The organism is Rhodopseudomonas sp. AAP120 (genome assembly GCF_001295845.1).
Lineage (GTDB): Bacteria > Pseudomonadota > Alphaproteobacteria > Rhizobiales > Xanthobacteraceae > Rhodopseudomonas.
The window spans coordinates 1-24,308 of record NZ_LJIC01000026.1 but is presented as its reverse complement, the minus strand read 5'-3'; the positions used below and the strand labels follow the sequence as shown (position 1 = coordinate 24,308).

At 66.2% G+C, this 24,308-nt stretch carries 21 protein-coding genes; 7 read left to right on the top strand and 14 right to left on the bottom strand.

Translation table 11 applies throughout. From position 1 onward, the window contains the following. Positions 1-221: 221 nt before the first annotated feature. From IP86_RS05740 to IP86_RS05715, 8 genes are all read right to left on the bottom strand, one after another. Positions 222-527, bottom strand: a complete 306-nt coding sequence (locus tag IP86_RS05740; protein WP_054161558.1) for a GIY-YIG nuclease family protein — start codon at positions 525-527, stop codon at positions 222-224. A gap of 81 nt (positions 528-608) precedes the next feature. Then, the gene (locus tag IP86_RS28980) at positions 609-752 is read right to left on the bottom strand and encodes a hypothetical protein (protein WP_197279644.1); all 144 of its coding nucleotides are present in this window, start codon (positions 750-752) and stop codon (positions 609-611) included. Then, positions 749-883: a hypothetical protein gene (locus IP86_RS29570; RefSeq protein WP_283804769.1), complete on the bottom strand. Its 135-nt coding sequence runs from the start codon at positions 881-883 to the stop codon at positions 749-751. The genes IP86_RS28980 and IP86_RS29570 overlap by 4 nt, the downstream gene beginning before the upstream one ends. A gap of 35 nt (positions 884-918) precedes the next feature. Next, the gene (gene hemF / locus IP86_RS05735) at positions 919-1,830 is read right to left on the bottom strand and encodes an oxygen-dependent coproporphyrinogen oxidase (RefSeq protein ID WP_054161557.1); all 912 of its coding nucleotides are present in this window, start codon (positions 1,828-1,830) and stop codon (positions 919-921) included. A gap of 270 nt (positions 1,831-2,100) precedes the next feature. After that, the gene (locus IP86_RS05730) at positions 2,101-3,165 is read right to left on the bottom strand and encodes a phytoene/squalene synthase family protein (RefSeq protein ID WP_054161556.1); all 1,065 of its coding nucleotides are present in this window, start codon (positions 3,163-3,165) and stop codon (positions 2,101-2,103) included. Next, a complete protein-coding gene (locus tag IP86_RS05725) occupies positions 3,162-4,697 on the bottom strand; it encodes a phytoene desaturase (RefSeq protein ID WP_054161555.1) in 1,536 nt (511 codons plus the stop codon). The genes IP86_RS05730 and IP86_RS05725 overlap by 4 nt, the downstream gene beginning before the upstream one ends. A 77-nt stretch (positions 4,698-4,774) precedes the next feature. Continuing rightward, positions 4,775-5,665 carry an alpha/beta fold hydrolase BchO gene (gene bchO / locus IP86_RS05720; protein WP_054161554.1) on the bottom strand — a complete coding sequence of 297 codons (891 nt, stop codon included), beginning with the start codon at positions 5,663-5,665 and terminating at the stop codon, positions 4,775-4,777. A gap of 158 nt (positions 5,666-5,823) precedes the next feature. Next, the gene (locus IP86_RS05715; protein ID WP_054161563.1) at positions 5,824-6,786 is read right to left on the bottom strand and encodes an alpha/beta fold hydrolase; all 963 of its coding nucleotides are present in this window, start codon (positions 6,784-6,786) and stop codon (positions 5,824-5,826) included. Between the two features lie 140 nt (positions 6,787-6,926). Here IP86_RS05715 and hemE point away from each other — a divergent pair, with 140 nt between their 5' ends. After that, the gene (hemE, locus tag IP86_RS05710; protein ID WP_197279642.1) at positions 6,927-7,943 is read left to right on the top strand and encodes a uroporphyrinogen decarboxylase; all 1,017 of its coding nucleotides are present in this window, start codon (positions 6,927-6,929) and stop codon (positions 7,941-7,943) included. A 296-nt stretch (positions 7,944-8,239) separates the two neighbouring features. Beyond that, positions 8,240-8,965 carry a PilZ domain-containing protein gene (locus tag IP86_RS05705; RefSeq protein ID WP_054161553.1) on the top strand — a complete coding sequence of 242 codons (726 nt, stop codon included), beginning with the start codon at positions 8,240-8,242 and terminating at the stop codon, positions 8,963-8,965. 220 nt (positions 8,966-9,185) lie between these two features. On the opposite strand, the gene IP86_RS05700 is transcribed toward IP86_RS05705, so the two are convergent. The 3 genes from IP86_RS05700 to hemC are packed head-to-tail and all read right to left on the bottom strand — an operon-like array spanning position 9,186 to position 12,966. After that, on the bottom strand, positions 9,186-10,958 hold the full coding sequence (locus IP86_RS05700; protein WP_054161552.1) for a magnesium chelatase subunit D: 1,773 nt from the start codon (positions 10,956-10,958) through the stop codon (positions 9,186-9,188). Then, positions 10,955-11,977 (bottom strand): magnesium chelatase ATPase subunit I, encoded by a 1,023-nt coding sequence (gene bchI, locus IP86_RS05695; protein WP_054161551.1) that lies wholly within the window; start codon positions 11,975-11,977, stop codon positions 10,955-10,957. Before bchI ends, IP86_RS05700 begins: the two co-directional genes overlap by 4 nt. Before the next feature lie 8 nt (positions 11,978-11,985). After that, positions 11,986-12,966: a hydroxymethylbilane synthase gene (hemC, locus tag IP86_RS05690; protein ID WP_054161561.1), complete on the bottom strand. Its 981-nt coding sequence runs from the start codon at positions 12,964-12,966 to the stop codon at positions 11,986-11,988. Positions 12,967-13,225: 259 nt separating this feature from the next. Between hemC and IP86_RS05685 the strand changes: the two genes are divergently transcribed. The 5 genes from IP86_RS05685 to IP86_RS05665 all read left to right on the top strand — a co-directional run bounded on the left by IP86_RS05685 (position 13,226) and on the right by IP86_RS05665 (position 18,523). Next, positions 13,226-14,542, top strand: a complete 1,317-nt coding sequence (locus tag IP86_RS05685; protein WP_054161560.1) for a DUF3422 family protein — start codon at positions 13,226-13,228, stop codon at positions 14,540-14,542. Continuing rightward, positions 14,539-16,143 carry an alpha/beta hydrolase gene (locus IP86_RS05680; RefSeq protein WP_054161550.1) on the top strand — a complete coding sequence of 535 codons (1,605 nt, stop codon included), beginning with the start codon at positions 14,539-14,541 and terminating at the stop codon, positions 16,141-16,143. Before IP86_RS05685 ends, IP86_RS05680 begins: the two co-directional genes overlap by 4 nt. After that, positions 16,140-16,631: a CIA30 family protein gene (locus tag IP86_RS05675; RefSeq protein WP_054161549.1), complete on the top strand. Its 492-nt coding sequence runs from the start codon at positions 16,140-16,142 to the stop codon at positions 16,629-16,631. The genes IP86_RS05680 and IP86_RS05675 overlap by 4 nt, the downstream gene beginning before the upstream one ends. A 100-nt stretch (positions 16,632-16,731) precedes the next feature. Beyond that, entirely contained in the window at positions 16,732-17,961 is a 1,230-nt protein-coding gene (locus IP86_RS05670; RefSeq protein WP_054161548.1) for a Coenzyme F420 hydrogenase/dehydrogenase, beta subunit C-terminal domain, read from the top strand. Positions 17,962-18,070: 109 nt separating this feature from the next. After that, positions 18,071-18,523, top strand: a complete 453-nt coding sequence (locus tag IP86_RS05665) for a PA2169 family four-helix-bundle protein (protein WP_054161559.1) — start codon at positions 18,071-18,073, stop codon at positions 18,521-18,523. A gap of 437 nt (positions 18,524-18,960) precedes the next feature. On the opposite strand, the gene IP86_RS05660 is transcribed toward IP86_RS05665, so the two are convergent. From IP86_RS05660 to IP86_RS05650, 3 genes are all read right to left on the bottom strand, one after another. Continuing rightward, positions 18,961-19,407, bottom strand: a complete 447-nt coding sequence (locus IP86_RS05660; RefSeq protein ID WP_054161547.1) for a hypothetical protein — start codon at positions 19,405-19,407, stop codon at positions 18,961-18,963. Between the two features lie 119 nt (positions 19,408-19,526). Next, entirely contained in the window at positions 19,527-22,691 is a 3,165-nt protein-coding gene (locus IP86_RS05655) for a multidrug efflux RND transporter permease subunit (protein ID WP_054161546.1), read from the bottom strand. A gap of 9 nt (positions 22,692-22,700) precedes the next feature. After that, complete coding sequence (locus IP86_RS05650; protein WP_054161545.1) at positions 22,701-23,918, bottom strand: efflux RND transporter periplasmic adaptor subunit; 1,218 nt, start codon at positions 23,916-23,918, stop codon at positions 22,701-22,703. Between the last annotated feature and the right edge of the window lie 390 nt (positions 23,919-24,308).

The following is a 24,308-nucleotide window of genomic DNA, read 5'->3' as shown; positions in this document are numbered from 1 at the left end:
TGTTGATTGACGCGACAGAGAGACGTCTCTCTGTCGAGCCTCATGGTGAGGAGGCGCCTGCCGCGATCCATCAAAGCGCGCTGCTTCTCGTGGCGCCGTCTCGAACCATGGGGCGGGCCACGCGCATTGCGTCGCTCATCCTTCGAGACGGCTGCTGCGCAGCCTCCTCAGGATGAGGGTTGTCATGTGCGGCGAATCAAATCGCCGGTGATGTTCGTGGATCATCTGGGTTCGAATGCTGACCGCCGCTTGGCAAGGTCTGGCAATGCGTCGAGGTCGCCCCGAATCAACGCCTCTTTCTTGGCGCGGCTCCAGCCCTTCAGCTTACGTTCGTTGGCGATCGCGTCGGTGATTTGTTCGAACCATTGCGAATACACCAGGACAACTGGACGGCGGCTCGACGTATAGCCCTTGAAGGTTCCCTCGTTGTGCTGGGCCACCCTCATCTCCAGGGAATCCCTTGTCGTGCCAATGTAGAGGCTGCCGTCGGCACATCGCACGATGTAGAGAAACGCGCCTTCGGCCATGCTCGCGGCCCCATCCTTCGAGACGCCCGGCTTTGCCCGGCTCCTCAGGATGAGGGGCCGCGGCGGTGGATGGACATCACTCTACTGCGTTTTCGCCAGTTTCGCCTTCTCCGCCTCACGCTTCCTGTCCAGCCGCTTGCCTTGCCATTCCAGCACCAGCCAAGCGGCCGCAAACATTCCGAGCATCAGGATTTCGAAGTAGTTGAAGGCGCTGTCGCTGGTCATGGCGACTTTTTCTTCTCGCGCTCGGCGCGGGCGCGGTCGAGGCGTTTGCCCTGGCGTTCCAGGATCAGCCAGCCGGCGATCAGGCAGAGGAAGACGGCGGCGAGTTCGATCAGTCCGTAATAGTCTTCCATCGCCGTCTCCCGCGATGCGCTTGACGACGCCCCGTTCAGCTCCAGCTCACCAGCGGCGGCATCGAGCTCATGATGGTTTCGGTGTTGCCGCCGGTTTGCAGGCCGAACATCGTGCCTTTGTCGTACAAAAGATTGAATTCGACATACAGGCCGCGGCAGGCGAGCTGCTGGGCGCGCTCCTCCTCGGTCCACGGCTCCACCATGCGCTTGCGGACGATCTTCGGGTAGATATCGAGCAGCGCCGAGCCGACGTCGCGGGTGAAGGCGAAGTCGCGTTCGAAATCGCCGCTGTTGAGGTGGTCGTAGAAGATGCCGCCGACGCCGCGCGCCGTGCCGCGATGCGGCAGGAAGAAGTAGGTGTCGGCCCACGGTTTGAACTTCGCGTAGTAGGTCGGGTCGTGCGCGTCGCAGGCGGCCTTCATGGCGGCATGGAAGATCGCCGCGTCCTCGGCCTCCTGGCTGCGCTGCTCCGGCAGCATCGGCGTCAGATCCGCGCCGCCGCCGAACCAGCCCTGCGAGGTCGACAGGAAGCGCGTGTTCATGTGCACGGTCGGCACCCGCGGGCTGCGCGGATGCATGATCAGGCTGATGCTGGTGGAGACGTAGTCGAGCGTGACGCCGTCCCCGGGCAGATTCTTGGCCATCTCCGGCGTCAGCTTGCCGTTGGCCGAGGAGGTGTGGATGCCGATCTTCTCGAACAGCCGGCCGTTCGACAGAAACCCGCCGACCCCGCCGCCAGCGCCGGTCTTGCGCTGCCACGGCTTGTAGCTGAACGTCGCGGGCTCACCGGGAAACAGCTCCGCCGGCGCCTCGCGCTCGAGCGTTTCGATCTCGGCGCAGATCCGGTCGCGTAGTCCTTCGAACCACGCGCGGGCCCGCGCGCGGCGCGCTTCCACCGGGTCGTCGGAAGCGGCGGGCGTGCGATCGAGGTCAGTGTCGATGGTCATGGCGATGATCCGTTGCGTTCGTCAGCATCGGTACCACGCCAGTGTGGCGGCTTCGAGAGTTTTTGCAAATGGGTGGCGGGTGACGCGGGGCTTGGTCGGGCGCGCGCGGCCATCCTTCGAGACGGCCGCTACGCGGCCTCCTCAGGATGAGGTTTGGTTTTGTCTCAGCGCTTCTTTGTTTCAGCGCTTCAATGCACCCAGCCTCATGGTGAGGAGGCGCGCAGCGCCGTCTCGAACCATGGGACCCGGGCGACCCGCTTGCCCAGCTAACTACACCCGGCTGCGCAGCATCTGGTCGCGGCGTTCGAGGCGGGTGAACAGGTCGACCAGCCAGGCGACTTTCTGTTCGACCGGATTGACTTTCTGCCGCGCCGGCACGTCGCGGACCGGATAGGCGATCACGGCGTCGACGAGGAAGCGGGTTTCTTCCATGTCGCCGAATTTTGCCGGCAGGTACTTCGCCGGCGCCCATTCGGTTTCCTGGAACGCGAGCATCCGCGCCAGCACCGCGAGCTTGCGGCCGGTCGACACCACCGCGCGGCTCGACACCGAATCGAGGCCGGAGCGCTCGACCTCGCGGCCGATCTCGGCGTACAGCGCGCGCGCCGCGAAGATGCCGGGCCGGCACGAGCGCGGCAGATTGGCGATGCCGAGCGTGGCGCGGTCGTACAGCGCATCCGCGGTGTCGATCAGCCGCTTGACGATGCCGGCGATCTCCGGCGTGAATTTCGGATCGGCCAGCCAGGTCTCGGGATCGAGGCCGGCTTCGCGCATCCATTGCAGCGGCATGTAGATGCGGCCGTTGCGCGCGTCTTCGCCGATATCACGAGCGATGTTGGTGAGCTGCATGGCGCAGCCGAGATCGCAGGCGCGCGCGACGATGTCGGGTCTGCGCTGGCCCATCACCAGCGTCATCATCACGCCGACGGTGCCGGCGACGCGCGCGCAGTAGGAGTACAGATCCGACAGCGTCTCGAAGCGGCGCCCTTGCGAATCCCATTCCAGGCCTTCGATCAGCGCCTCGGGAATCGCCGGCGGAATCGAAAACCGCGCGATCACATCGGCGAACGCGCGGTCGGACGGATAGGCGCGCGGCAGGCCGCGGCAGGCACGATCGAGCCGGTCCTTCAGCACGTCCACCGCATTGGCCCGATCGAGGCCGAGATCGACGGCATCGTCGGCGACGCGGCAGAACGCGTAGAGCGCGATCGCCGGATCGCTGATCCGGCGCGGCAGCACCATCGAGGCGGCGTGGAAGGTGCGCGACCCTTCCTTGATCATCTCGCGGCAGGCCAGCATGTCGGCCTGCGCCAACAGATCGGATTGCAGACTCATGGTGTCACCAGACTGTTGGCCGCGGGGACCAGGGAATCGAGCACGCGTGCGGAGGACAGCACGCCGGGCAGCCCGGCGCCGGGATGCGTGCCGGCGCCGACCAGATATAGATTCTTGACGTCTTCGCTCTGGTTGTGCGGCCTGAACCAGGCGCTCTGCCACAGCACCGGCTCCAGCCCGAAGGCGGCGCCGCGGAACGACGACAGCCGGTCCTGGAAATCCAGCGGCGTGGTGATCTTCGAGCTCACCACCTGATTTTCGAGATCGGGCAGCACGGTGGCGCCGAGCATCCTGGCGATCGAGGCGCGATACGGCTCGGCCTTGCTGTGCCAGTCGATATCGCCGAGCAGATTCGGCACCGGCGACAGCACGTAGAATGTATCGCACCCCTGCGGCGCCAGCGACGGATCGGTCGCGGTCGGGCGGTGCAGATACAGGCTGAAATCGTCGGCCAGCACCTTGCGGCCGAAAATATCGCTGATCAGTTCGCGATAGCGCGGCCCGAGCAGGATGGTGTGGTGCTTGACGTCCTCGTAGCGCCGCTTCGTGCCGAAGTACCAGACGAACAGGCTCATCGAGTAGCGCGACTTCTCGATCTTGGCGTCGGTCCAACGCTTGCGCGTCTCGGGCGCCAGCAGATAGCGATAGGTCGAGGCGGAATCGGCGTTGGACACGACGATATCGGCCTTGATCACTTCGCCGTCGGCGAGCTTGACGCCGGTCGCGGTGCCGGCCTCGACGACGATCTGGCGGACGTCCTGATTGTACAGGATGCGGTTGCCCTGCCCTTCGATCAGTTTGGCGAGGCCGGTCACGAGCGCGCCGGTGCCGCCCATCGCCGAATGCACGCCCCACTGCTTTTCCAAATAGGTGATCAGGCAGTACACCGAGCTCGACATGAACGGGTTGCCGCCGATCAGCAGCGGATGGAAGCTGAACACCTGGCGCAGCTTCGGATCCTTGAAGTGCTTGGCGACAAGGCTATAGACGCTGCGATAGCTCTCCAGCCGGAGCATCGCCGGGGCGATCTTCAGCATGTCGGTGAAGTGGCTGAACGGCTGATCGCCGAGCTGCTCGAAGCCGACTTTGAAGATCTCGTGCGACGCCGCCATGAAGCGGTCATAGGCCGGCACGTCGTCCGGGCAGAATTTGGCGATCTGGTCGAGCACCGCGTTGCGGTCGTCGGAATAGTCGAAGAACGTGCCGTCGTCGAAGCGGATGCGATAGAACGGCGACATCGGCTTCAGCGTGATGTCGTCCGACATCCGCTTGCCGCACAGCTTCCACAGCTCCTCGAAAAGGTATGGCGCGGTGACGATGGTCGGGCCGGCGTCGAATGAGAAGCCGTCCTGCTTGTGGACGTAAGCGCGGCCGCCGGGCTGATCGAGCTTTTCGAGCACGGTTACTCGATACCCTTTAACGCCGAGCCGGACCGCGGCGGCCAAGCCGCCAAAGCCGGAGCCGATCACCACCGCATGGGGGGCACGATCATCAGGGGTACGGGGAGCAGGTTTGAGACCGGGATCGAGCATGGGCACCACTGTAACGAAAAATTGACAGCCGAACCAGTCCAAATGTGTAATGCGAAACTTACAGTCCCGTCTTTGATCTATTCGACATTTTGGGCATTCGGGCGCGAATATCGCGCAATCAGGTCGGCGATCAGCTGCGGCTGCTCTTCATGGGCGAGATGGCCGAGCCCGGGAATCCGCTCGATCACGGCTTTCGGCTGAATTTCCTGTACCTTACGGGCAACCGAGGGCGGAATTGCGCGGTCGCCGTCGGCGGCGACAAGGATGAGTTGAGGCTTCAACTCGGGCAGCGCGCGCAGCAGCGGCTCCAGATCCCAATTCGCCATCATCCGCAGCGCGGCGGCGACGTGGCCGGAATTGCCGACCAGCCGGCCATAGAGCTTGAGGCCCGTGGCATCGATGGTCGAACCGGTGTTGGCGATCAGCCGTTCGACCGCGCCGTGCGAGCCGGCCTGCCAGGCGAACAGGCTGGGCACGAATGGATTCAGCACCAGCATCTTGGCGAGCGGCGAGAAGAAATTCGCAGCCGGGCCGCCGTAAGGCAGGAAAGCGCCGTTGAGGCTGATCAGCAGTTTCGGCGCGATGGCGCCGTCGAGGCACATCCGCGCGGCGATCGCGGCGCCGGCGGAATGGCCCACGACGATCTGGGGAGAGACGTTCAGCACCCGCAGCAGCGCGGCGAGATCGGCCGCCATGCCGGGCAGCGACAGCCGGTGGGCGCGCGGCGACTGGGTGAAGCCATGGCCGGGCAGATCCGGCGCAATCACCTGATAGTCCTTGGCCAGCAGCGGCATCAGGCCGCGCCAGGAATGCGTCGCCGCGCCGGTGCCGTGGATCAGCAGCAGCGCCGGCGCGCCCGCCGGCCCCATCTGCTGCACGTGCCAGCGAAAGCCGCCGGCCTCGACGAACCGGCTGGCCTCCCGATGCGGCCAGTCGGCGCCGTCGCGGCTCCAGACGAGATCGCTCATGGATCGCCTCGACTACAGGTCCCTCATGGTGAGGAGCCCGCTCTGCGGGCGTCTCGAACCATGAGGATGTGGGGCTTCATCCTTCGAGACGCGGCCTGCGGGCCGCTCCTCAGGATGAGGTCAGTTATGTGGTGACGCCGTGCCATCACCAGCCGCCGCTACAGCGTCGCGCCGCTTGGTCCGGTGACGCGCGCGAGGAATTCGTCGTAGGCGCGCATGAATTCGGCGGGGACTTCGAAATGCGGCATCGCGCCGGTCTGGAACACGGTGACGGTCCAGTTCGGCCGGCCTTCGACGGTGCTCTTGAAGCCGTAATCGACGAAGTCGCCGCGCACGCCGTGGCTGAACCACACCGGCATCGGCAGGTCCTGATAGATCCGCAGGATGTCCTGGCTGAACAGGAAGCCTGAGACGAAGTAATAAGGCGCGTGCTGCGCGCCGGGCTGATGCGTCGTCAGATAGTCGTAGTCGAGCATGCCCTGGTCGATGTTCGGCGAGCCGAACGCCTTCTTCAGGAACCAGGCGATCACCGGCTTGGCGGTGAGCGCCTTGAAAATCCCCTCGCTCCACAGCGGATTTTCGAAGAAGGAATGCAGCCACGGAATCGCGCGCGAACCGCGGGTCCAGCGCTGATTTCGCTTGTCGAAGCCGGTCGGCGCCACCAGCGCGAGGCTGCGGAACGCGGCCGGCGTTTCGCTCGCCGCGCGGGCGAGAAACTCACTGCCGAGCGACAGCGCCAGCGCGTCGATCTTTTGGCCCGGATGCGCCTTCTGAATCTCCGCAACTACGGAATGTATCGCATCCGTCATCATCCGAATTGTGTATTGACGCTTGGCACGCGACGAATGTCCAAACCCGGGCAATTCCACCGCGTAGACCGGGCGCCTGGTCGCGTAGTGCGTGAAGATCGGCCGGACTTCGTAGGCCGATCCGGCGGCGTTGATGCTGTGAATCAGCAGCAGCGGCGGCTCGTACGACGGCTCCGCCGGCGCGGCCGACCAATAGGTCAGCCGTCCGCCGAAACTGTCGATGTCGTGCTTCTCGCCCGGCACCGGCGGAGGCAGGGCCGGCCCATCGTTGCGCGTTGCGGGAGATGCTGGGGTGGTCGCAGTGTCGGTCATCTCGAAATTCCTGTTCGCGGCGCCTCCGCCGCAGGTCGGCGTGGTCAAGACGGTGTTCGCAGTGTATCAGACCGTCAAGGTCGCTTGTCGTAAAACAGTGGGTAGCTCTCTTGACACAGAATCTGGTGACGAAACCGTTCATGGAAGTGCTTTCCGGCAACCGGCAAGCCTCTCCCCCGATGTGGATGATGCGGCAGGCCGGGCGTTATCTGCCGGAATACCGCGCGACCCGCGCCGAGGCCGGCAGCTTCCTCGATCTGTGTTACAACGCCAAGCTGGCCGCCGAGGTGACGCTGCAGCCGATCCGGCGGTTCGGCTTCGACGCCGCGATCATCTTTTCCGACATCCTGGTGGTGCCGCATGCGCTCGGCCGCGCGGTGCGCTTCGAAGTCGGTGAAGGCCCGCGGCTCGATCCTCTGGATACGCCCGACAAGGTCGGCACGCTCAACAAGGCCATCGATCTCGGCAAGCTCGAACCGGTGTTCGAGGCGCTGCGCATCGTCCGCAGCGAACTGCCGAAGGAAACCACGCTGATCGGCTTCTGCGGCGCGCCGTTCACGGTCGCGACCTATATGGTGGCCGGCCAGGGCACGTCGGATCAGGGCCCCGCGCGGCTGATGGCCTATCAGCATCCCGGCGCGTTCGCCAAGATCATCGACGTGCTGGTCGAGAGTTCGATCCAGTATCTCCTGAAGCAGCTCGAAGCCGGCGCCGATGTGCTGCAGCTGTTCGACACCTGGGGCGGCATTCTGCCGCCGCGCGAATTCGAGCGCTGGGTGATCGAGCCGACGCGGCGCATCGTCGCGGGCGTGCGCAAGCAGGCGCCGGGCGCCAAGATCATCGGCTTCCCGCGCGGCGCCGGCGCGCTGCTGCCCGCCTTCATCGAGCGCACCGGCGTCGACGCCGTGAGCATCGACTGGACCGCCGAGCCGAAGCTGGTGCGCGAGCAGGTGCAGACCAAGGTCGCGGTGCAGGGCAATCTCGACCCGCTGCTGCTGATCGCCGGCGGCGCGGCGCTCGACGAAGGCGTCGACGACGTTCTCAAGAATTTCTCCGGCGGGCGTCACATCTTCAACCTCGGCCACGGCATCACGCCGGATGCGTCGATCGCGCATGTCGAGCAGATGGTAAAGCGGGTCCGCGCCTTCAAAGGCTGACCCGCCATCGTGACCAATCGACGAAGAGCCGGCGCGCAAGCGTCGGCTTTTTGTCTGCCGATTTGAATCGAATTGCGACGAGCTGGGTGCACAGCCGCGTCCGGCAATCTGCGGTGGCAGACTGCTCATCATCGCGGCAGCCGAAGTCGCGGTGGTTCCGATTGACTGCAAAGCATTTCGACACCGGCGCGGGCGCATAAGCACTCGATAACCACGGTGCCACTGAATCGCGATTTCGCTAGGCACCGATTGACCGCGCGCTTAGTTAAGACTCCGATCCAAGAAGGAGTCTCACGGTGTCGGTCCGGGCATTTCTCAAGCAGCGTGCCGTCAACATCGCCGTGGGCGGAAACTACTCCTTGGCGAACTGGTATGACCAGAACGGCAAGCCGCGCAACTTCGCCTGTCGCACCAGCCGGGTGTCGCCGTTCCGCATGATCGTCGATGTGCCTGTGGTGGGCCGCGTCGGCGATTCGATCTCGTCCTATTTCAGCGACTTCGGCAAGCTCGACGGCCATATCAGCGATACGGTGCCGGGCGGCTTCCTGCTCGAACTCGCGGTGACGCGCGCGATGCGCGAGCGGCTGTCGAACCAGCTCACCTGGCTGGAGAAGCGCCAGAACGATCCGGCCATCATCGACTCGCGGCAGCAGGCGCGGATCGTGCCGGCCTGTCCGCATTCGAGCCTGATCATGGCCGACGGCAGCGTGCATACTTGCTTCGTCATCGACATGTCGATTTCGGGCGTCGCGGTCTCGGCCGACGTGCAGCCGGAGGTCGGCACGCCGCTGGCCGTCGGCGGCTGCGTCGGCCGCGTGGTGCGCCATCGCCCGGACGGGTTCGCGGTGAAGTTCACCGAGCTGCAGAACCGCAACGAACTCGAATGGCGGATCGCCCGCCCGGCCGGACGCACCAGCACCATCGAGTCCCGCGTCGAACGCCTCGCCTCCACCGACCCGGCGCAATGGACCGACACCAAGTCGAGCAGCGGCGACAGCGACACGGTGACGCTGGACGTGTGAGGCGCAGCTTCTGCCGCCGCGCATGCCCTCTTGTTGTTACTTCGTCATGGCCGGGCTTGTCCCGGCCATCCACGCCTTTCTTCCGTCAGAAGAACAAACTCTCGTCATTGCGAGCGAAGCGAAGCAATCCAGGAGCCCTGTGCACGGCGCTGGATTGCTTCGTCGCTTCGCTCCTCGCAATGACGGTGGGGCTGGTGTCGGAAATTGTCCCGAAGGAACTTCAGCCCGCCCGCGCCGCGGCGGTGACCGCCTGGGCCAGCACGGTCGCATCCGCGTGGGGCAGCGGCAGATAGCGCGCGTCCATTTCCTTGGCGAAGGCTTCGGCCTGCGGACCCGGGCGCGGCGACATGTCGATGACGACCGAGTTGATGCCGGCGACGCGGAATTGCCGGGCCGAGGTCTTGGCGTCTTCCTCCGCCTGCGGCCGCCCCGGCGCGCCGTCGCGCGCGATGTTGGCGCGGCCGTCGGTGAGCACGATGACGGTCGGGGTCTGGCCTTTGCGCTTGATAGAGTCCGCCATCATGAACGCGGTGTCGAGGCCGGCCGCGAGCGGCGTGCCGCCGCCGCCCGGCAGGCCGGCGAGACTGCGCTTGGCGCGCGCCAGCGACCGCGTCGGCGGCAGCAGGATTTCGGCGATAGTGCCGCGGAACGACACCATCGCGACCTGATCGCGGCGCACGTAGCAATCCGCAAGTAACAGCTCGACCGCGCCCTTGGCTTCGGCGAGACGATGCAGCGCCGCGGAGCCGGAAGCGTCGACCACGAAGATGGTGATGGTCTCGGTGCGCTGCTTGAAGCGCGCGATGCGAAAATCGTCCTTCTCCACCAGCACGCGCGGCGCGCTGCCGGGGCGGCCCTCGGCCTGGCGCCGGCGCAGCGGCTGCCACGGCGCGGCGGCGCGCAGCGTCTCGATGACGTTGAGCTTGGAACCATCGCGCAGTTCGCCGCGCAGCGAGCCGGCGGGACGGCCGCGCTTCTTCGACTTCTGCAACTCGCCCGCTTTGCCGGCGGAGCGCGAGCGCGAGCGGCCGGCGGAGGCGCGCAGCGCTTCCAGCACGCCGGGCGGCATCGCGGCCTTCACCGCGGCGAGGATGACTTCGTCGAGCGCCTTGTCGAGATCCGGCGTCGGCGGCTCCTGCTGATCGTTGTTCTCGCTGTTGTCGTCCGGCGGCGGCGGCTCCGGCGGCGGCGGCTCGTCGGATTGATCCGGCGGCTCCTGCTGCGGGAAGATCGTCGCGCGAGGTCCCAGTACCAGCCGCGCGGCGAGCGTGATGTCGTCCTGCTCGATGGTCCGGCGATCGAACAGCGCAGCGCTGACCTTGGCGGCGCGGATCGCAAGTAGCGGCGCGCGCAGCGAGACGATGCCGAGCGCAGCCGCCGCGGTGCAGATCGCCTCGATCTGCTCGCTCTCGACCTTGATGCCGGCAAGCCGTTCGCGCGCCGCCAGGATGGCGTCGAGCTCGACCGGAAAATCCTCGGTGTCGCGCCAGGCGAACTGATCGAGATCGAGATGAAAACCCAGCCGATCGCGCAGCCCGGCGGGCGCGAATTCGTCGTCAATGCCCTCGTCGAGCGCGACGACGCCGAATCGCGCCGGCATTCGCAGCGACAGGCCGTCGCGCTCGACCGCAGTCTCCTGCGCATCCATCGCGGCGGTGAGATACACGTTGGTCGACGACTGCAGCCGCTCGGCCATCGCCACCACCAGCACGCCGCCATCGGCTTCCGACAGCAGGCCACGCTCGGCGACCGGCCGGCCGGCCAGCAGCGTCGCCGACAGATCGAGACCGCCGAGCAGGCGGCCGTCGGCGATGTGCAGCGGCAGATGCTTGTAGGGCTGATCGGGCGGCAGCGCGGCGCGGAGCAGCGCCATCCAGCGGTCACGTACCGGGCCGGCGCGCGAGCGCAGCAGCACGCCGCCGGTGCCGACCGGATCCACCGCGAACAACTGCGCCGCGGTCACCGCATCGGACCATGCGGGCGAGATGCTCATCCGAAGATTTCAGCGAGCGCCCGATCGACCCGCACGCTCGATCCGGCGTCGTCCAGCGGATTGCGGCGCAGCCGATGCCGCAGCGCCGACGGCGCGATGCGCTTGAGGTGATCGTCGGTGACGATCTTGTCGTGCTCCAGCGCGGCGAGCGCGCGCGCGGCGCGCATCAAGGTGAGTTCGCCGCGCAGGCCGTCGGTGCCGAGCGCCATGCAAAGTTTCGCTGCGCGCTCCAGCGCCGCATCGGGCACGGTGACTTCGGGCAGCCGGTCCTTGGCCTGCGAGATCTTGCGGCGGATCTTGGCCTCTTCCTTCGACCAGGATTCGTTGAAGGCGGCCGGATCGCTTTCGAACGCATCGCGACGGCGCACCACTTCGATACGCTCCGGCAACGAGTCCGGTGTCTTCACTTCCACCGACATGCCGAAGCGGTCGAGCAGTTGCGGACGCAATTCGCCTTCTTCGGGGTTGCCGGTGCCGACCAGCACGAAGCGCGCCGGATGGCGGATGCTGAGGCCTTCGCGCTCGACCACATTCTCGCCGGACGCGGCGACGTCGAGCAGCAGGTCGACCAGATGGTCTTCGAGCAGGTTGGCTTCGTCGATGTAGAGGAAGCCGCGATGCGCACGGGCCAGGAGGCCGGGCTCGAACGCCTTCTCGCCCTTGGCCAGCGCGCGCTCCAGATCGAGCGCGCCCACGACGCGGTCTTCAGTCGCGCCGAGCGGCAGATCGACCACCGGCACCGGCACCTGCGCGGTCTTGACCTTGCCGTGCTTGAGCTTCTCCTTGCACTCTTCGCAATAGCGCTCGGGCTGATCGGGATCGCAATTGTAGCGGCAGCCGACGACCGTCTTCATCTTCGGCAGCAGCGCCGCGAGCGCGCGCACCGCCGTCGATTTGCCGGCGCCGCGGTCGCCGAACGCCAGCACGCCGCCGACCTTCTGATCGACCGCCGCGATCAGCAAGGCGAGCTTCATCTCTTCCTGGCCGACGATGGCGGAGAACGGGAATACGATCGCCATGGGATGGGTTACTCCGGCCGCGTTTTTTCGATGATCGCGGCGGCGCCCTTGCCGAGCAGATCGAGGCCGACGCTGCGGCCGAGCTCGCGCGGGCGATCGGCCCGCCCGGTGCGGGTGGCTTCGATGAACATGCCGCCTTCCTGATCGAGCACTGAGGCGCTCAGCGTCATCTCCGAGCCGTTGATGGTGGAGTAAGCGGCCATCGGCGAGTTGCAATGGCCGTCCAGCACCCACAGCACCTCGCGTTCCGCATCGCAGCACAGCCGCGCCTTGGGATCGTCGATCAGCGCCAGGTATTTGCGGGTCTGCCAATCATTGATCGGGCACTCGACCGCGACGATGCCCTGCCCGGCCGACGGCAGCATCTCGTCCGGCGTGAAGTCGTGGACGATGCGGTCGGCGAAGCCGACTCGCTCCAAGCCCGAGCGCGCCATGATCAGCGCGTCCGCCGGACCAACCTCGCCGCCGTCCGGCATCCGCTGCTTCTCGCCATTGTCGAGCTTGCGCAGCCGCGTATCGGCGGCGCCGCGGAAGTGGATGACGTTGACCTCGGGGAACAGTCGCTTGGCATAGGCGGCGCGCCGTACCGCATTGGTGCCGATGGTGTAACCCTTGCCACGCGAGGCCTTCAGTTCGTCGAGCGTCAGGCCCTTGCGCAGCACCAGCGAGTCGTTGGCCGGATCGCGCGCCAGCGTGGCGGCGACGATCAGGCCGGGCGTCTCTTCATTGGCCGGCATGTCCTTGAGCGAGTGCATCGCGCAATGCAGATCGCCGCGCAGCATCGCGGCGCGGATCTCCGCCACGAACGCCCCGCCCTTGCCGCCGTGCGGCAAAAGCTTGCTGACCTGATCACTGTCGCCGACGGTTTCGAACTTGATGATCTGGGGATCGAGTTCACTCGCGGCCGCACGCAACTGGCTGGCAATGTCCTCGGTCTGGGCAAGCGCCATCACGCTCTTGCGCGTCCCAATGCGGACTGGAATTTTCACCACACGCTCCATTCGACGACCGCGAAGGGCCCGCGGCGACTGACGGCCGAACCATACCAGTCCGAGCCAAATTGCAAACAGATGACTACCGGATTTTTCGTAAGACCGGGCGGGGGGGCGAGGTCGTTGATCTCGAACAATTCCGGAGCCAGCGACGGCCTTACATTGCCTGAGCAGGTCAAACCTTTCGGCTTCTGTCCATCGCGCCACAATGCTACTCAAGTCAACCGGCGCAATGTTGAGCAAGGTCAAAATACCCATGACGGCAGAAGTTCGGATCGGTGACGGCGATGGTAGACTTTCGCCGCATCCCTTGCGGGCGGTCGTGCTCGGCGAAGTTCACGCGCGGCCGTTCACCGCATTGTCGGTGCCGGCGCGCGTGCTGCACTTCGCCTTCGATACATCGGGCGACAAGGCCGCGGCCGATCGCGCGGCGATGACTCGCTTCTGCGAATCGCGCGGGCTGCAGCCACCGGCGATCGGCGAGAAGCACCATCGCGCCTCCTTCGGCACGACGATGCTGCGCTGGGAGCAGCATTCCGAATTCACCACCTACACCTGGGAATTCACCGCCGACGCGACCACGACGCCGTTTCATCCGGACGCATCGTCGCTCGCCTCACCGATGCGGCTGCTGCCGCAGCCCGGCCCGCTGCTGGTCGCAGTCGACCTGCATCTGCTCGCCGACGATCCGCCGGTCACCGCGCCGGAGCGCCTGTTCGATCGCGCCAGCCTCGCGGTCGCGGAGAACTCCGACGGCGCGGCGCTGTATGCCACCGACTTTCAGCCGGGCCCGTCCGGCTTCGTGCGCGTGCTGGTGATCGATCGCGGCATGGCGCCGGAGCGCGCCGGCGCGCTGGTGCAGCGCGTGCTGGAAATCGAGACCTATCGCACGCTGGCGCTGCTCGGCCTGCCGGAAGCGCAGCGGCTCGGCCCGTCGATCAGCAACGCCGAGCGCCGCCTCGCCGAAGTCACCGCCGAAATGCGCCGGGCCGGCGATCTCGCGATCAACAACCGGCTGCTGCGCGAACTCACCGAACTGGCCGCCGAAGTCGAAGCCGGCGCCGCCGCAAGCCTCGGCCGGTTCAGCGCCAGCCGCGCCTATGAGGAGATCATGACGGGCCGGCTCGCGACGCTCGGCGAGCGCAAGGTCGGCGGGCTGCCGACCTGGTCGTCGTTCCTCGCCCGCCGGATGAAGCCGGCGATGCGCACCTGCACCACCACCGAGGCGCGGCAATCGGATTTGTCGCTGAAGCTCGCGCGCGCCGCCAATCTGCTGCGCACCCGCGTCGACGTCGAGCTCGAACAGCAGAACCAGGAACTGCTGAAATCGATGAACGCGCGGACGCGGCTGCAGCTACGCCTACAGACCACCGTCGAAGGCCTGTCCACTGCGGCGATCACCTACTACGTGGTCGGGCTGTTCGGCTATCTGGTGAAGGGCCTCTACGAAGCCGGGCAGATCAAGGTCGACCCCAGCCTCGTCACCGCCGGCTTCGTGCCGATCGCCGCGCTGTCGATCTGGTGGACGGTGCGCAGCATCCGCAGAAGACACATCGCGGGTGAGGAGGAATGACGCGCGGGCGCCGCTTCGGCCCCGCCCGCATCGTCGTCGCGCTGGCCGCGATGATCGCCATCGCGGTCGCGCTGTGGCAATTGCAGCGCGGCACCGGCGACCTGATCATCACCCGCGCGACCGTCGGCGACACGCCGCTGACGGTGTTCCGCGCGCCGGCGACGACGCACGCCCCCGTCGTGGTGATCGCGCACGGCTTCGCCGGCTCGCAGCAATTGATGCAGCCGTTCGCCCAGACCATGGCGCGCAACGGCTACATCGCGGTGACGTTCGACTTCACCGGCCACGGCCGCAATCCGGTGACGATGAAAGGCGATGTCGACGAGCCGACCAAGATCACCGGCGTGCTGGTCGATGATCTCGCGCGCGTCACCGACTACGTGCGCGCGTTGCCGCAGAGCGATGGCCGCGCCGCGGTGCTCGGCCATTCGATGGCGTCGGACATCGTCGTCACCTACGCGGTGGCGCACCCGGACATCACCGCCACCGTCGCAGTGTCGGTGTTCACCCGCAAATCGACTCCGACACTGCCGCATAATCTGCTGGTGATCGTCGGAGATTGGGAACCGCAGATGCTGAAGGACGAGGGCCTTCGCATCGTCGATCAGGTCGCCGGCAGCGGGGCGGTGGCCGGGCGGACCTATAGCAGCTTCGCCGATGGCACCGCGCGGCGGGTGGCGTTCTCGTCCGGCGTCGAGCACATCGGCGTGCTGTACAGCCAGGATTCGCTGCGCGAGTCGCTGGCCTGGATGAACGACTCGTTCGGCCGCACCAGCAGCGGCTGGATCGATCGGCGACCGATCTGGCTGGCGCTGCTGTTCGGCGGACTGATCGCGCTGGCCTGGCCGCTGTCGGCGCTACTGCCGCGTGCGGCGCCGGTGCCGATGGGTGCCAGCCTCGCCTGGAAACCGCTGCTGGTCGCCGCGATCCTGCCCGCGGTGCTGACGCCTCTCATCCTCTGGAAGGCGCCGACCGACTTCCTGATCATCCTGCTCGGCGACTACCTGACTCTACACTTCTTGCTGTACGGCGCGCTGACGGCGGCGATCCTCTGGCTCATTCGGCTGCGCCAGCGCAAGGCAGGCGCGCATCCGGCGCACCACCCCGGTCACAGCCTGACGCGGCTGGAGTCGCTGCCGGATCCGGCGCATCCGCACGCCTCGATCGCGGCACTGATCATCGCGGCCGCCGCCACAGTCGGCTACAACATCGTCGGCTTCGGCTGGCCGCTCGACACCTATCTGTTCTCGTTCATGCCGATCGAGCCGCGCGTGCACCTGATCGCCGCGGTCGCCTGCGGCACCATCCCGTATTTCCTCACCGCCGAGTGGATGGCGCATGGCGCAGCCGCGCGGCGCGGCGCCTATGCGCTGGCGAAGTTCTGCTTCCTGGCGTCGCTCGCCGCCGCCGTCGCGCTCAATCTGCACAAGCTGTTCTTCCTGATCATCATCGTCCCGGCGATCCTGCTGCTGTTCCTCGCCTTCGGGCTGATCAGTAACTGGACCTACAAGGCCACCAACCATCCCTTGCCGGGCGCGCTGGCCAACGCCATTCTGTTCGCCTGGGCGATCGCGGTGACGTTCCCGATGGTGATCCGATGACGGAGGTCGAGCTGTGGCCTGACGACGGCAAGCGGCGTTGGCGGCTGATCACCGACATGGTGATGGGCGGCGTCTCGCAGGGCACGCTGCACGCCCCCACGGCCGGTGAGCACGCGCCGGTGCGGATGCGCGGCGCGGTGTCGACCGAGAACAATGGCGGCTTCATCCAGATCGCGATGGATCTGCAGCCGGATGGCGGTCCGTTCGATGCCAGCACCTTTAGAGGAATCGGCCTCGAAGTGTTCGGCAACGGCGAGACCTACGGCGTGCATCTGCGCACCACCGACATGGTGCGGCCGCAGCAATCCTATCGGCACAGCTTCACGGCGCCGTATCATCCGACGGTGCTGCGACTACCCTTCGTCGACTTCGTCGCCCACCGCATCGAGACGCCCTTCGATCCGAGCCGACTGCGCCGGATCGGGCTGGTGGCGATCGGGCGCGCCTTTGACGCAGATCTATCCGTCGCCCGGCTTTGGCTCTATTGATCGCAGGCGCCTGACTTTTGGCGAATGGCGAGGCGGGGCGCGGCTTCCTAGAACGCCTCGGTCGCCGCGACGCCGCACGCGGCGACGACAGGACATATCGATGGACAGCCGCAGCGATTCCGCTCCGCTTTTCACGCCGCCGCTCAACGAGCCGGCGCCGCGCGAACTGTGTACTGACTGCGGCGTCTCGCGGATGAGCGACCCCAAGCAGTGCGGGCAGGCCTGCCAGTTCATCAAGCCGAACTATCCGGCGATGGAACTGAAGGTCCACGGCCGCACCCGCGATGCGGCGAAACCGGACGAAGCCTTCTTTGGTCCGTACCGCCGGATGTTGCAGGCAGCGATGAAGCGGCCGCGCGACGGCGCGCAGTGGACCGGCATCACCACCCGGATCGGCGAGCGGCTGCTCGAGACCGGCGCGGTCGAGGCGGTGATCACCATGGCGGCCGACCCGGCCGACAAATGGAAGCCGCGGCCGGTGCTGGTGACCCGCGCCGAAGACATGGCGCAGTGCCGCGGCATGCGAATGGGCTACGCACCATCGCTGGCGCTGCTCGAGCCTGCGCGCGATGCAGGATTCAAGCGCATCGCCGTGATCGGCATCCCCTGCCAGATCTATGCGCTGCGCTCGCTCGAACAGAAGCTCGGCTTCGAGCGGCTCTACGTGATCGGCACGCCCTGCTCCGACAACACGACCACGGAAGCGTTTCACGGCTTCCTCGATCTGCTGTCAGACCAGCCCGAGACCATCACCTATCTGGAATTCCGAGCCGACTACCATGTCGAGCTGCGCTTCGACGACGGCCGAATCAAAGAAATCCCGTTCCTGCTGCTGCCGATCTCCAAGCTGCCGCCCGACTTCTTTCCGATCACCTGCCGCACCTGCGTCGACTACACCAACACGCTGGCCGACATCACGGTCGGCTACATGGCGGGCCGCGGCGAGCAGTGGCTGCTTGTGCGCAACCAGCGCGGCGAGGAATTACTCGGCCTGCTCGGCGACGAAGTCCGGCTCAGCCAGCCGACCAGCGCCGGCAAGCGCGCCGCACCGGTGAAAGGCTTTCTCAAGAACACCGAACTCGCCGCCGGCGGCCTGCCGGTGCGCGGCATGCCGAACTGGCTGCGGCCGTTCATGGGCTGGCTGATGCCGAAAGTCGGCCCGCGCGGCCTGGAATTCGCACGCGCCCGCGTCGAGATGAAAGCGGTCGAAACCGTGCTGCATCTGCGCCGCGCCTATAAGCACAAGATGAAGAACATGGTACCGGCGCATGTCTGGGCCCTGGTGAAATCCTACGGCCTCGCGCCGGAGGATGACGAACAGCGGAAGTGACGACACGTCCGGGATAATCCGGACAGAACCGCGCCTCCTCCTCCCGGTTGTCTGCGCACGGAACCGCGCCTTTCGCGCGCGCCGCCGCAATCATCCGATGGAGGCCGATTTGGACACCAACATTCTCGATCATCTGAAGACGCTGCACACCGCTGCGATCGACGCCCGCAACGGCTACGAGGAGGCGCTGGAAGACGCTGAAGGCAAAGGCCTGACGTCGCTGTTTCGCGACATGATCGCGCTGCACCACGCGAACGCCGAAGAGCTCGGCGCGCTGCTGATCAACGCCGGCGAGGAAGCCGACGACAGCGGCTCGTTCATGAGCGTGGTGCACAAGACCATCATGAGCGTGCGCTCGCTGTTCGACGGTCTCGACGGCAGCGTGCTACCCGGCCTGATCGACGGTGAGAAGCGCAACGTGGCGAAATACGACGACGCCATCGCCGCCGCGAGCGCGGCCCCCACCGTCCTCGCCACCCTGACCGCACAGCGCAGCAAGATCCGGGACAAGATCGCCCTGATGGAGCAGCAGAACGCGGCCTATGAGGCGGCGAAAGCGTAGGTACAGCACCTTCTTCGCCGCGACTGTGCCGGTCTCCTATCGGGCACCGTCCTTCCCCGTCATGCCCGGCCTGTGCCGGGCATCCACGCCCCTACTACACGGTAGGCGCCAAGGCGTGGATGGCCGGGACAAGCCCGGCCATGACTGTGGGGAAGCAATGAGAGTAGTTCATTGGATGCAGCGCTCTAGCGTTTTCCACAAGCACTGAGTCCTCATCCTGAGGAGCCGGGCGTCTCGAAGGATGGGGCCACGCCCTAGCCGTGGCCATGGTTCGAGACGGCGCTTCGCGCCTCCTCACCATGAGGTTGTGCTTGTGGCGACGTCACCTTTTCGGGCTCTTATTCCAATGGAGGCCTAATTCTTCTCCATTAACTGACCCACAAAGAAAATCGGGGGCCGAAAGGCCCCCGACGTCCGTCGCAATGATCTTGGGATGCTTACTTCGTCAGCGTGCCGGTGTTGCCCGGGGAGTTGCCGATGCCGGTGTCGGAGCCGGTCGGGGCGACGCGCGGATCGGTGCCGGGGTTGGCCGGCTGATACTGCTTCGGCTCGTTCTGGATGTTCTTCGGCTGCGCCATGCCGGTGGTGTTGCCGTTGGTCGCGGCCGGAGCCGTTACCTGCGCGGTCTGGGTGTCGTTGCGCGAGCTGACGCCGGTGGCCAGCAGGCCCATGGCGATCAGCGCGAACACCGTGATGCCGATGAGTTCCGGCAGCGCGCCGTCCGGCGCGGCACCACGACCGGTGCCGTTGCCTTCCAGCGTATCAGCAGCGACCGCGCGGTTCGACCGCGACTTGATGAAGTTGAGGAATGCGAAGCCGACGATCGCCACGCCTGCGGCGAGCGTGAAGAACATCAGCCAGCTAATCGGTTGGTCTCCGTTCATGAAAAATCTCCGTCAAGTGGGTTGAACAGTCGAATGTCACCTGTCGACTCACAACCGGAGGTTTTCCGAAAGGTTCCAACGCCGGCCGGCGGTGGTGCTGCGGCGGAAGCGTTGACGAACTAAACTGCGTCCTTCGGCAGTTGCGCGTGCATCGGCACGTCGTGCTCCGGCTGCGTCACCGGGTCGTCCGACCGATCGCGGCCCAGCAAGCGCTGCACCACGACGTAGAACACCGGCACCATCAGCAGCGCCAGGATCACCACCGCGATCATGCCGCCCATCACGCTGGTGCCGAGCGCCTGCTGGCTCTTGCCGCCGGCACCGCTGGCGATCGCCATCGGAAGCACGCCGCAGACGAAGGCGAGACCCGTCATCAGGATCGGCCGGAACCGCAGATGGCACGCCTCCATGGTGGCGTCGCGCAGCGACTTGCCCTCTTTGCGCAGATCCTTGGCGAACTCGACGATCAGGATCGCGTCCTTCGCTGCGAGCCCGATAATCGTGATCAGGCCCACCGTGAAGTACACGTCGTTCGGCAGCGACCGCATCGTCGCCGCCACCACCGCGCCGACGATGCCGAGCGGCACGGTGAGCAGCACCGCGACCGGGATGGTCCAGCTCTCGTACAGCGCTGCCAGCACCAGGAACACCACCAGCGCCGACAGCGCCAGCAGGAACGGCGCCTGCGAGCCCGACAGCTTTTCCTGCAGCGACTGGCCGGTCCAGTCGTAGCCGAAGCCGCGCGGCAATTGGCCGGCGAGCCGTTCCATCTCGGCGATTGCGTCGCCGGTGGTGAAGCCGGGCCGCGCCTCGCCGCTCATGCGGACCGCCGGATAGTAATTGAAGCCGACGATCTGGGTCGGGCCCTTCGACCATTCGATGGTGGCGAAGGACGACAACGGCACGAGCTGGCCGCGGCTGTTCTTGACGTTGTAGGTCAGGATGTCGTCGGCCTTCATCCGGTCGGTGACGTCCGCCTGTACGATCACGCGCTGCATGCGGCCGCGATTCGGGAAGTCGTTGACGTAAGCCGAGCCGAGATTGGTCGAGATGGTGTTGTTGATGTCCTGAAAGGTGACGCCGAACGCGCTGGCCTTCTCGCGGTCGATCATCAGATTGATGACCGGCGCGGGCGGCAGGCCTTCGACATAGACGTTCTGCAGGATCGGGCTGGCATTGGCCGTGGCGACGAGCTGCTGGCTGGCCTGCACCAGTGCGTCGTAGCCCTTCTGGCCGCGGTCCTGCAGGCGGAAGCTGAAGCCCGACGAGTTGCCGAGGTTGTCGATCGGCGGCGGCTGCTGCGCGGCGATGCGCGCGTCGCGCACCGAGCCCAGCGCCTTGTTGGCATCGTTCACGATCGCCGCCGCGGACGACTTGTCGTCGCGCTCCGACCAATCCTTGAGCGTGACGAACGCCTGCGCGGCGTTCATGCCCTGGCCGAGGAAGCTGAAGCCGGTGAGGAAGGTGACGTTCTCGACGCCGTCTCGCTTGAGGAGATAGTCCTCGACCTTCTTGATGACGTCGTAGGTCCGGTTGTAGGACGAATCCGACGGCGTCTGCAGGTCGACGGTGACGAAGCCCTGGTCGTCGATCGGCAGGAAGCCGCCGGGCATCCGCACCAGACCCCAGCCCAGCACGCCGACCAGCACCGCGTACAGGATCATCAACCGGCCGGTGCGGCCGAGATTCCAGCGCACGACGCGCGAATAGCGCTCGCGGGTGCCGTCCAGGATGCGGTTGAAGCGGCCGAAGAAACCGCGCTCGGCATGGGCATGGCCCTTCACCACCGGCTTCAGCAGCGTGGCGCACAGCGCCGGCGTCAGCGACAGCGCCAACAGCGCCGAGAACGCGATCGCCGACACCATCGTCACCGAGAACTGCCGATAGATGATGCCGACCGAGCCGGGGAAGAACGCCATCGGCACGAACACCGCGATCAGCACCGCGGTGATGCCGACGATGGCGCTGGTGATCTGCGACATCGCCTTGCGGGTGGCTTCCTTGGGCGGCAACCCCTCCTCGGCCATGATGCGTTCGACGTTCTCCACGACGACGATGGCGTCGTCGACCAGAATGCCGATCGCCAGCACCATGCCGAACATCGTCAGCATGTTGATCGAATAGCCGAACAGCAGCAGCGACACGCAGGTGCCGAGCAGCGCCACCGGCACCACGATGGTCGGAATGATGGTGTAGCGGATGTTCTGCAGGAACAGGAACATCACCACGAAAACCAGCACCACCGCCTCGATCAGCGTGTGCACCACCTTGGTGATCGAGGCCTCGACCACCGGTGTGATGTTGTAGGGGATCTCGTATTTGATGTTGGCCGGGAAGAAGCGCGACAGCTCCTTCATCTTGGCCTCGACCGCGCTCGCCGTCGCCAGCGCGTTGCCGGTCGGCGACATCAGCACCGACAAGCCCGCGACCGGCTTGCCGTTGAGGCGGGTGTTGAACTGATAGGAGAAGCCGCCGATCTCGAGCCGGGCGACGTCGCGCAGCCGCACCGTGGAGCCGTCCGGGTTGGCGCGCAGCACGATGGCGCCGAACTCGTCGGCGGAGGACAGCTGGCCCTTGACCAGCACCAGCACCGAGATCTTCTGGCCCTTGTCGCTCGGCTCGGCGCCGACCGCGCCGGACGCGACCTGCGCGTTCTGCGCCTCGATCGCCTTGGTGACGTCGTCGGCGGTGAGATTGTAGCCGACCAGCTTGTCGGGATCGATCCAGATCCGCAGCGCGCGTTCGGTCGAATACAGCGTGGCGCGGCCGACACCGGGAATGCGGCGGATTTCGCCGAGCACGTTGCGGATCATGAAGTCGCCGAGGCCGACTTCGTCGAGCGAGCCGTCGGTCGAACTCAGCGTGATGATCTGCAGCACCGCGCTGGAGGCTTCCTCGACCAGGATGCCCTGCTGCAGCACCGCGCGCGGTAACCGCGCCTCGATGCGCTTGATGCGGTTCTGCACGTTGACCGACGCCATTTCGGTGTCGGTGCCAGGCTCGAAATTGGCGATGATTTCGACCTGCCCGAGCGAGTCCGAGGTCGATTCAAAGTTGAGGATGCCGTTGGCGCCGTTGAGCTCTTCTTCGATCAGCCGGGTGACGCTGTTGTACAGGTTCTCCGGCGATGCGCCCGGATATTGCGTCGATACCGAAATCGATGGGGGCGCGATGATCGGATACTGCGCGATCGGCAGGAACGGAATCGAGATCACGCCGAGCAGACAGATGAACAGCGCGACGACCCAGGCGAAGATCGGCCTGTCGATGAAGAAGGAGGGCATCGGGGCGGCCTATTGCACCTTCTTCTGTGGGCCCGCGGGCTGAGTGGTGGCGGTCTGCGCGGGCGCGGGGGCCGCGGCCTTGGTCTCTTCGGCGCTCACCGGCACCACGGCATCGCCGGCGGCGAATTTCTGGAAGCCCTCGACGACGACCTTGGCGCCGGGCTTGAGGCCTTCGAGAATGAGCCACTGGCCGTCCTGCTGCGAGCCGACGCGCACCGGCTGTACCGCGACGCGATTGTCGTCCTTGACCACGAACACCTCGCTGCCGCCGCCGCTGTTGCGCTGCACCGCCTGCTCCGGCACCGCGATCGCGTCGGCGTCGTAGCCCTGCTCGATGCGGACGCGGACATACATGCCGGGCAGCAGCTCGCGATTCGGGTTGTCGAATTCGGCGCGCAGCGTCACCTGGCCAGTGTAGGCATCGACCTTGGCGTCGGAGAACAGCAGCTTGCCGGGGATCGGGTAGATCGAGCCGTCGTCGAGCACGAGGCGGGCACGCACCGCGTCCGGCGCAATCTGATCGAGTTCGCCGGATTCGAACGCACGCCGCAGCCGCACCATTTCGGCGACTGGCTGGGTGAAGTCGGCGTAGACGTGATCGAGCTGCTGGATTGTGGCGAGGTTGGTGGCGTCGTTCTGCACCACCAGCGCGCCCTCGCTGACCAGCGCCGCACCGATGCGGCCGCTGATCGGGGCGCGGATAGTCGCGTATTCGAGATTGAGCTTGGCGCGGGCGACCTCGGCTTCGCGGGCGGCGACCTCGGCCTCGGCCTGCCGCGAATTGCTGGCGGCGACTTCGTTCTGCGCCTTGGAGGCGGCCTGATCGCGGGCCAAAGCGGCGACGCGCTTGGCCTGCAGTTCCGCCTGCTCGCGCGCCGCGTTGGCCTTGGCGAGCGCGGCCTCGGCGGCCTTCAGCTCGACCTCGAACGGCCGCGGGTCGACCTGATACAGCGGATCGCCGGCATTGACCTCGCTGCCCTGCTGAAACGAGCGCTTGGTGACGATGCCGGAGACACGCGAGCGCACATCGGCAACGCGCACCGGCGCGATCCGGCCCGGCAATTCGCGTACGATGGCGCGCGCATGCGCCTTGATGGTGACGGTGCTGACTTCGGGCTTATTCGGCGCGGCGGCGTTGGCCACTTTTGGTTCGTTGCAGCCGGCCAGCAGCGGCGCCAGACACACCAGTGCCGTCGCCGCGAAGGCAAACCTGATCGATCCCCGCATCGAATAAACCTCTTGAAAAAATCGCCTTGGTACGCCGGCCCGCGACGGCCGTGCGGAAGACACACGGCACCGCGCCTGCGCTACGCCACAGACGTCTGATGAACGGAAATTAAGTTTGAATTGGTGCGGCACAACATCGACGCCCGGCGGCGCAATGTCACAGCCTTAGGAACCGCTTGATAAAGCGTCACTTTTGGACGACCGGCCGGTTGTGGGTCGCAAGCTCGGCGGCGGCTCAGGGGGCACCCGGCGTGATTACTTCGCGGAATTCAGGACCTAGCAACCATACCCGCTGCGACAATGTGACCACAGGTCTGATCACATCCACTCGCCGGCGGGCCTCCGCCCGCCGATGTCCGCCCAGTCGGAACTCGGCCCGCGGAAGAACAC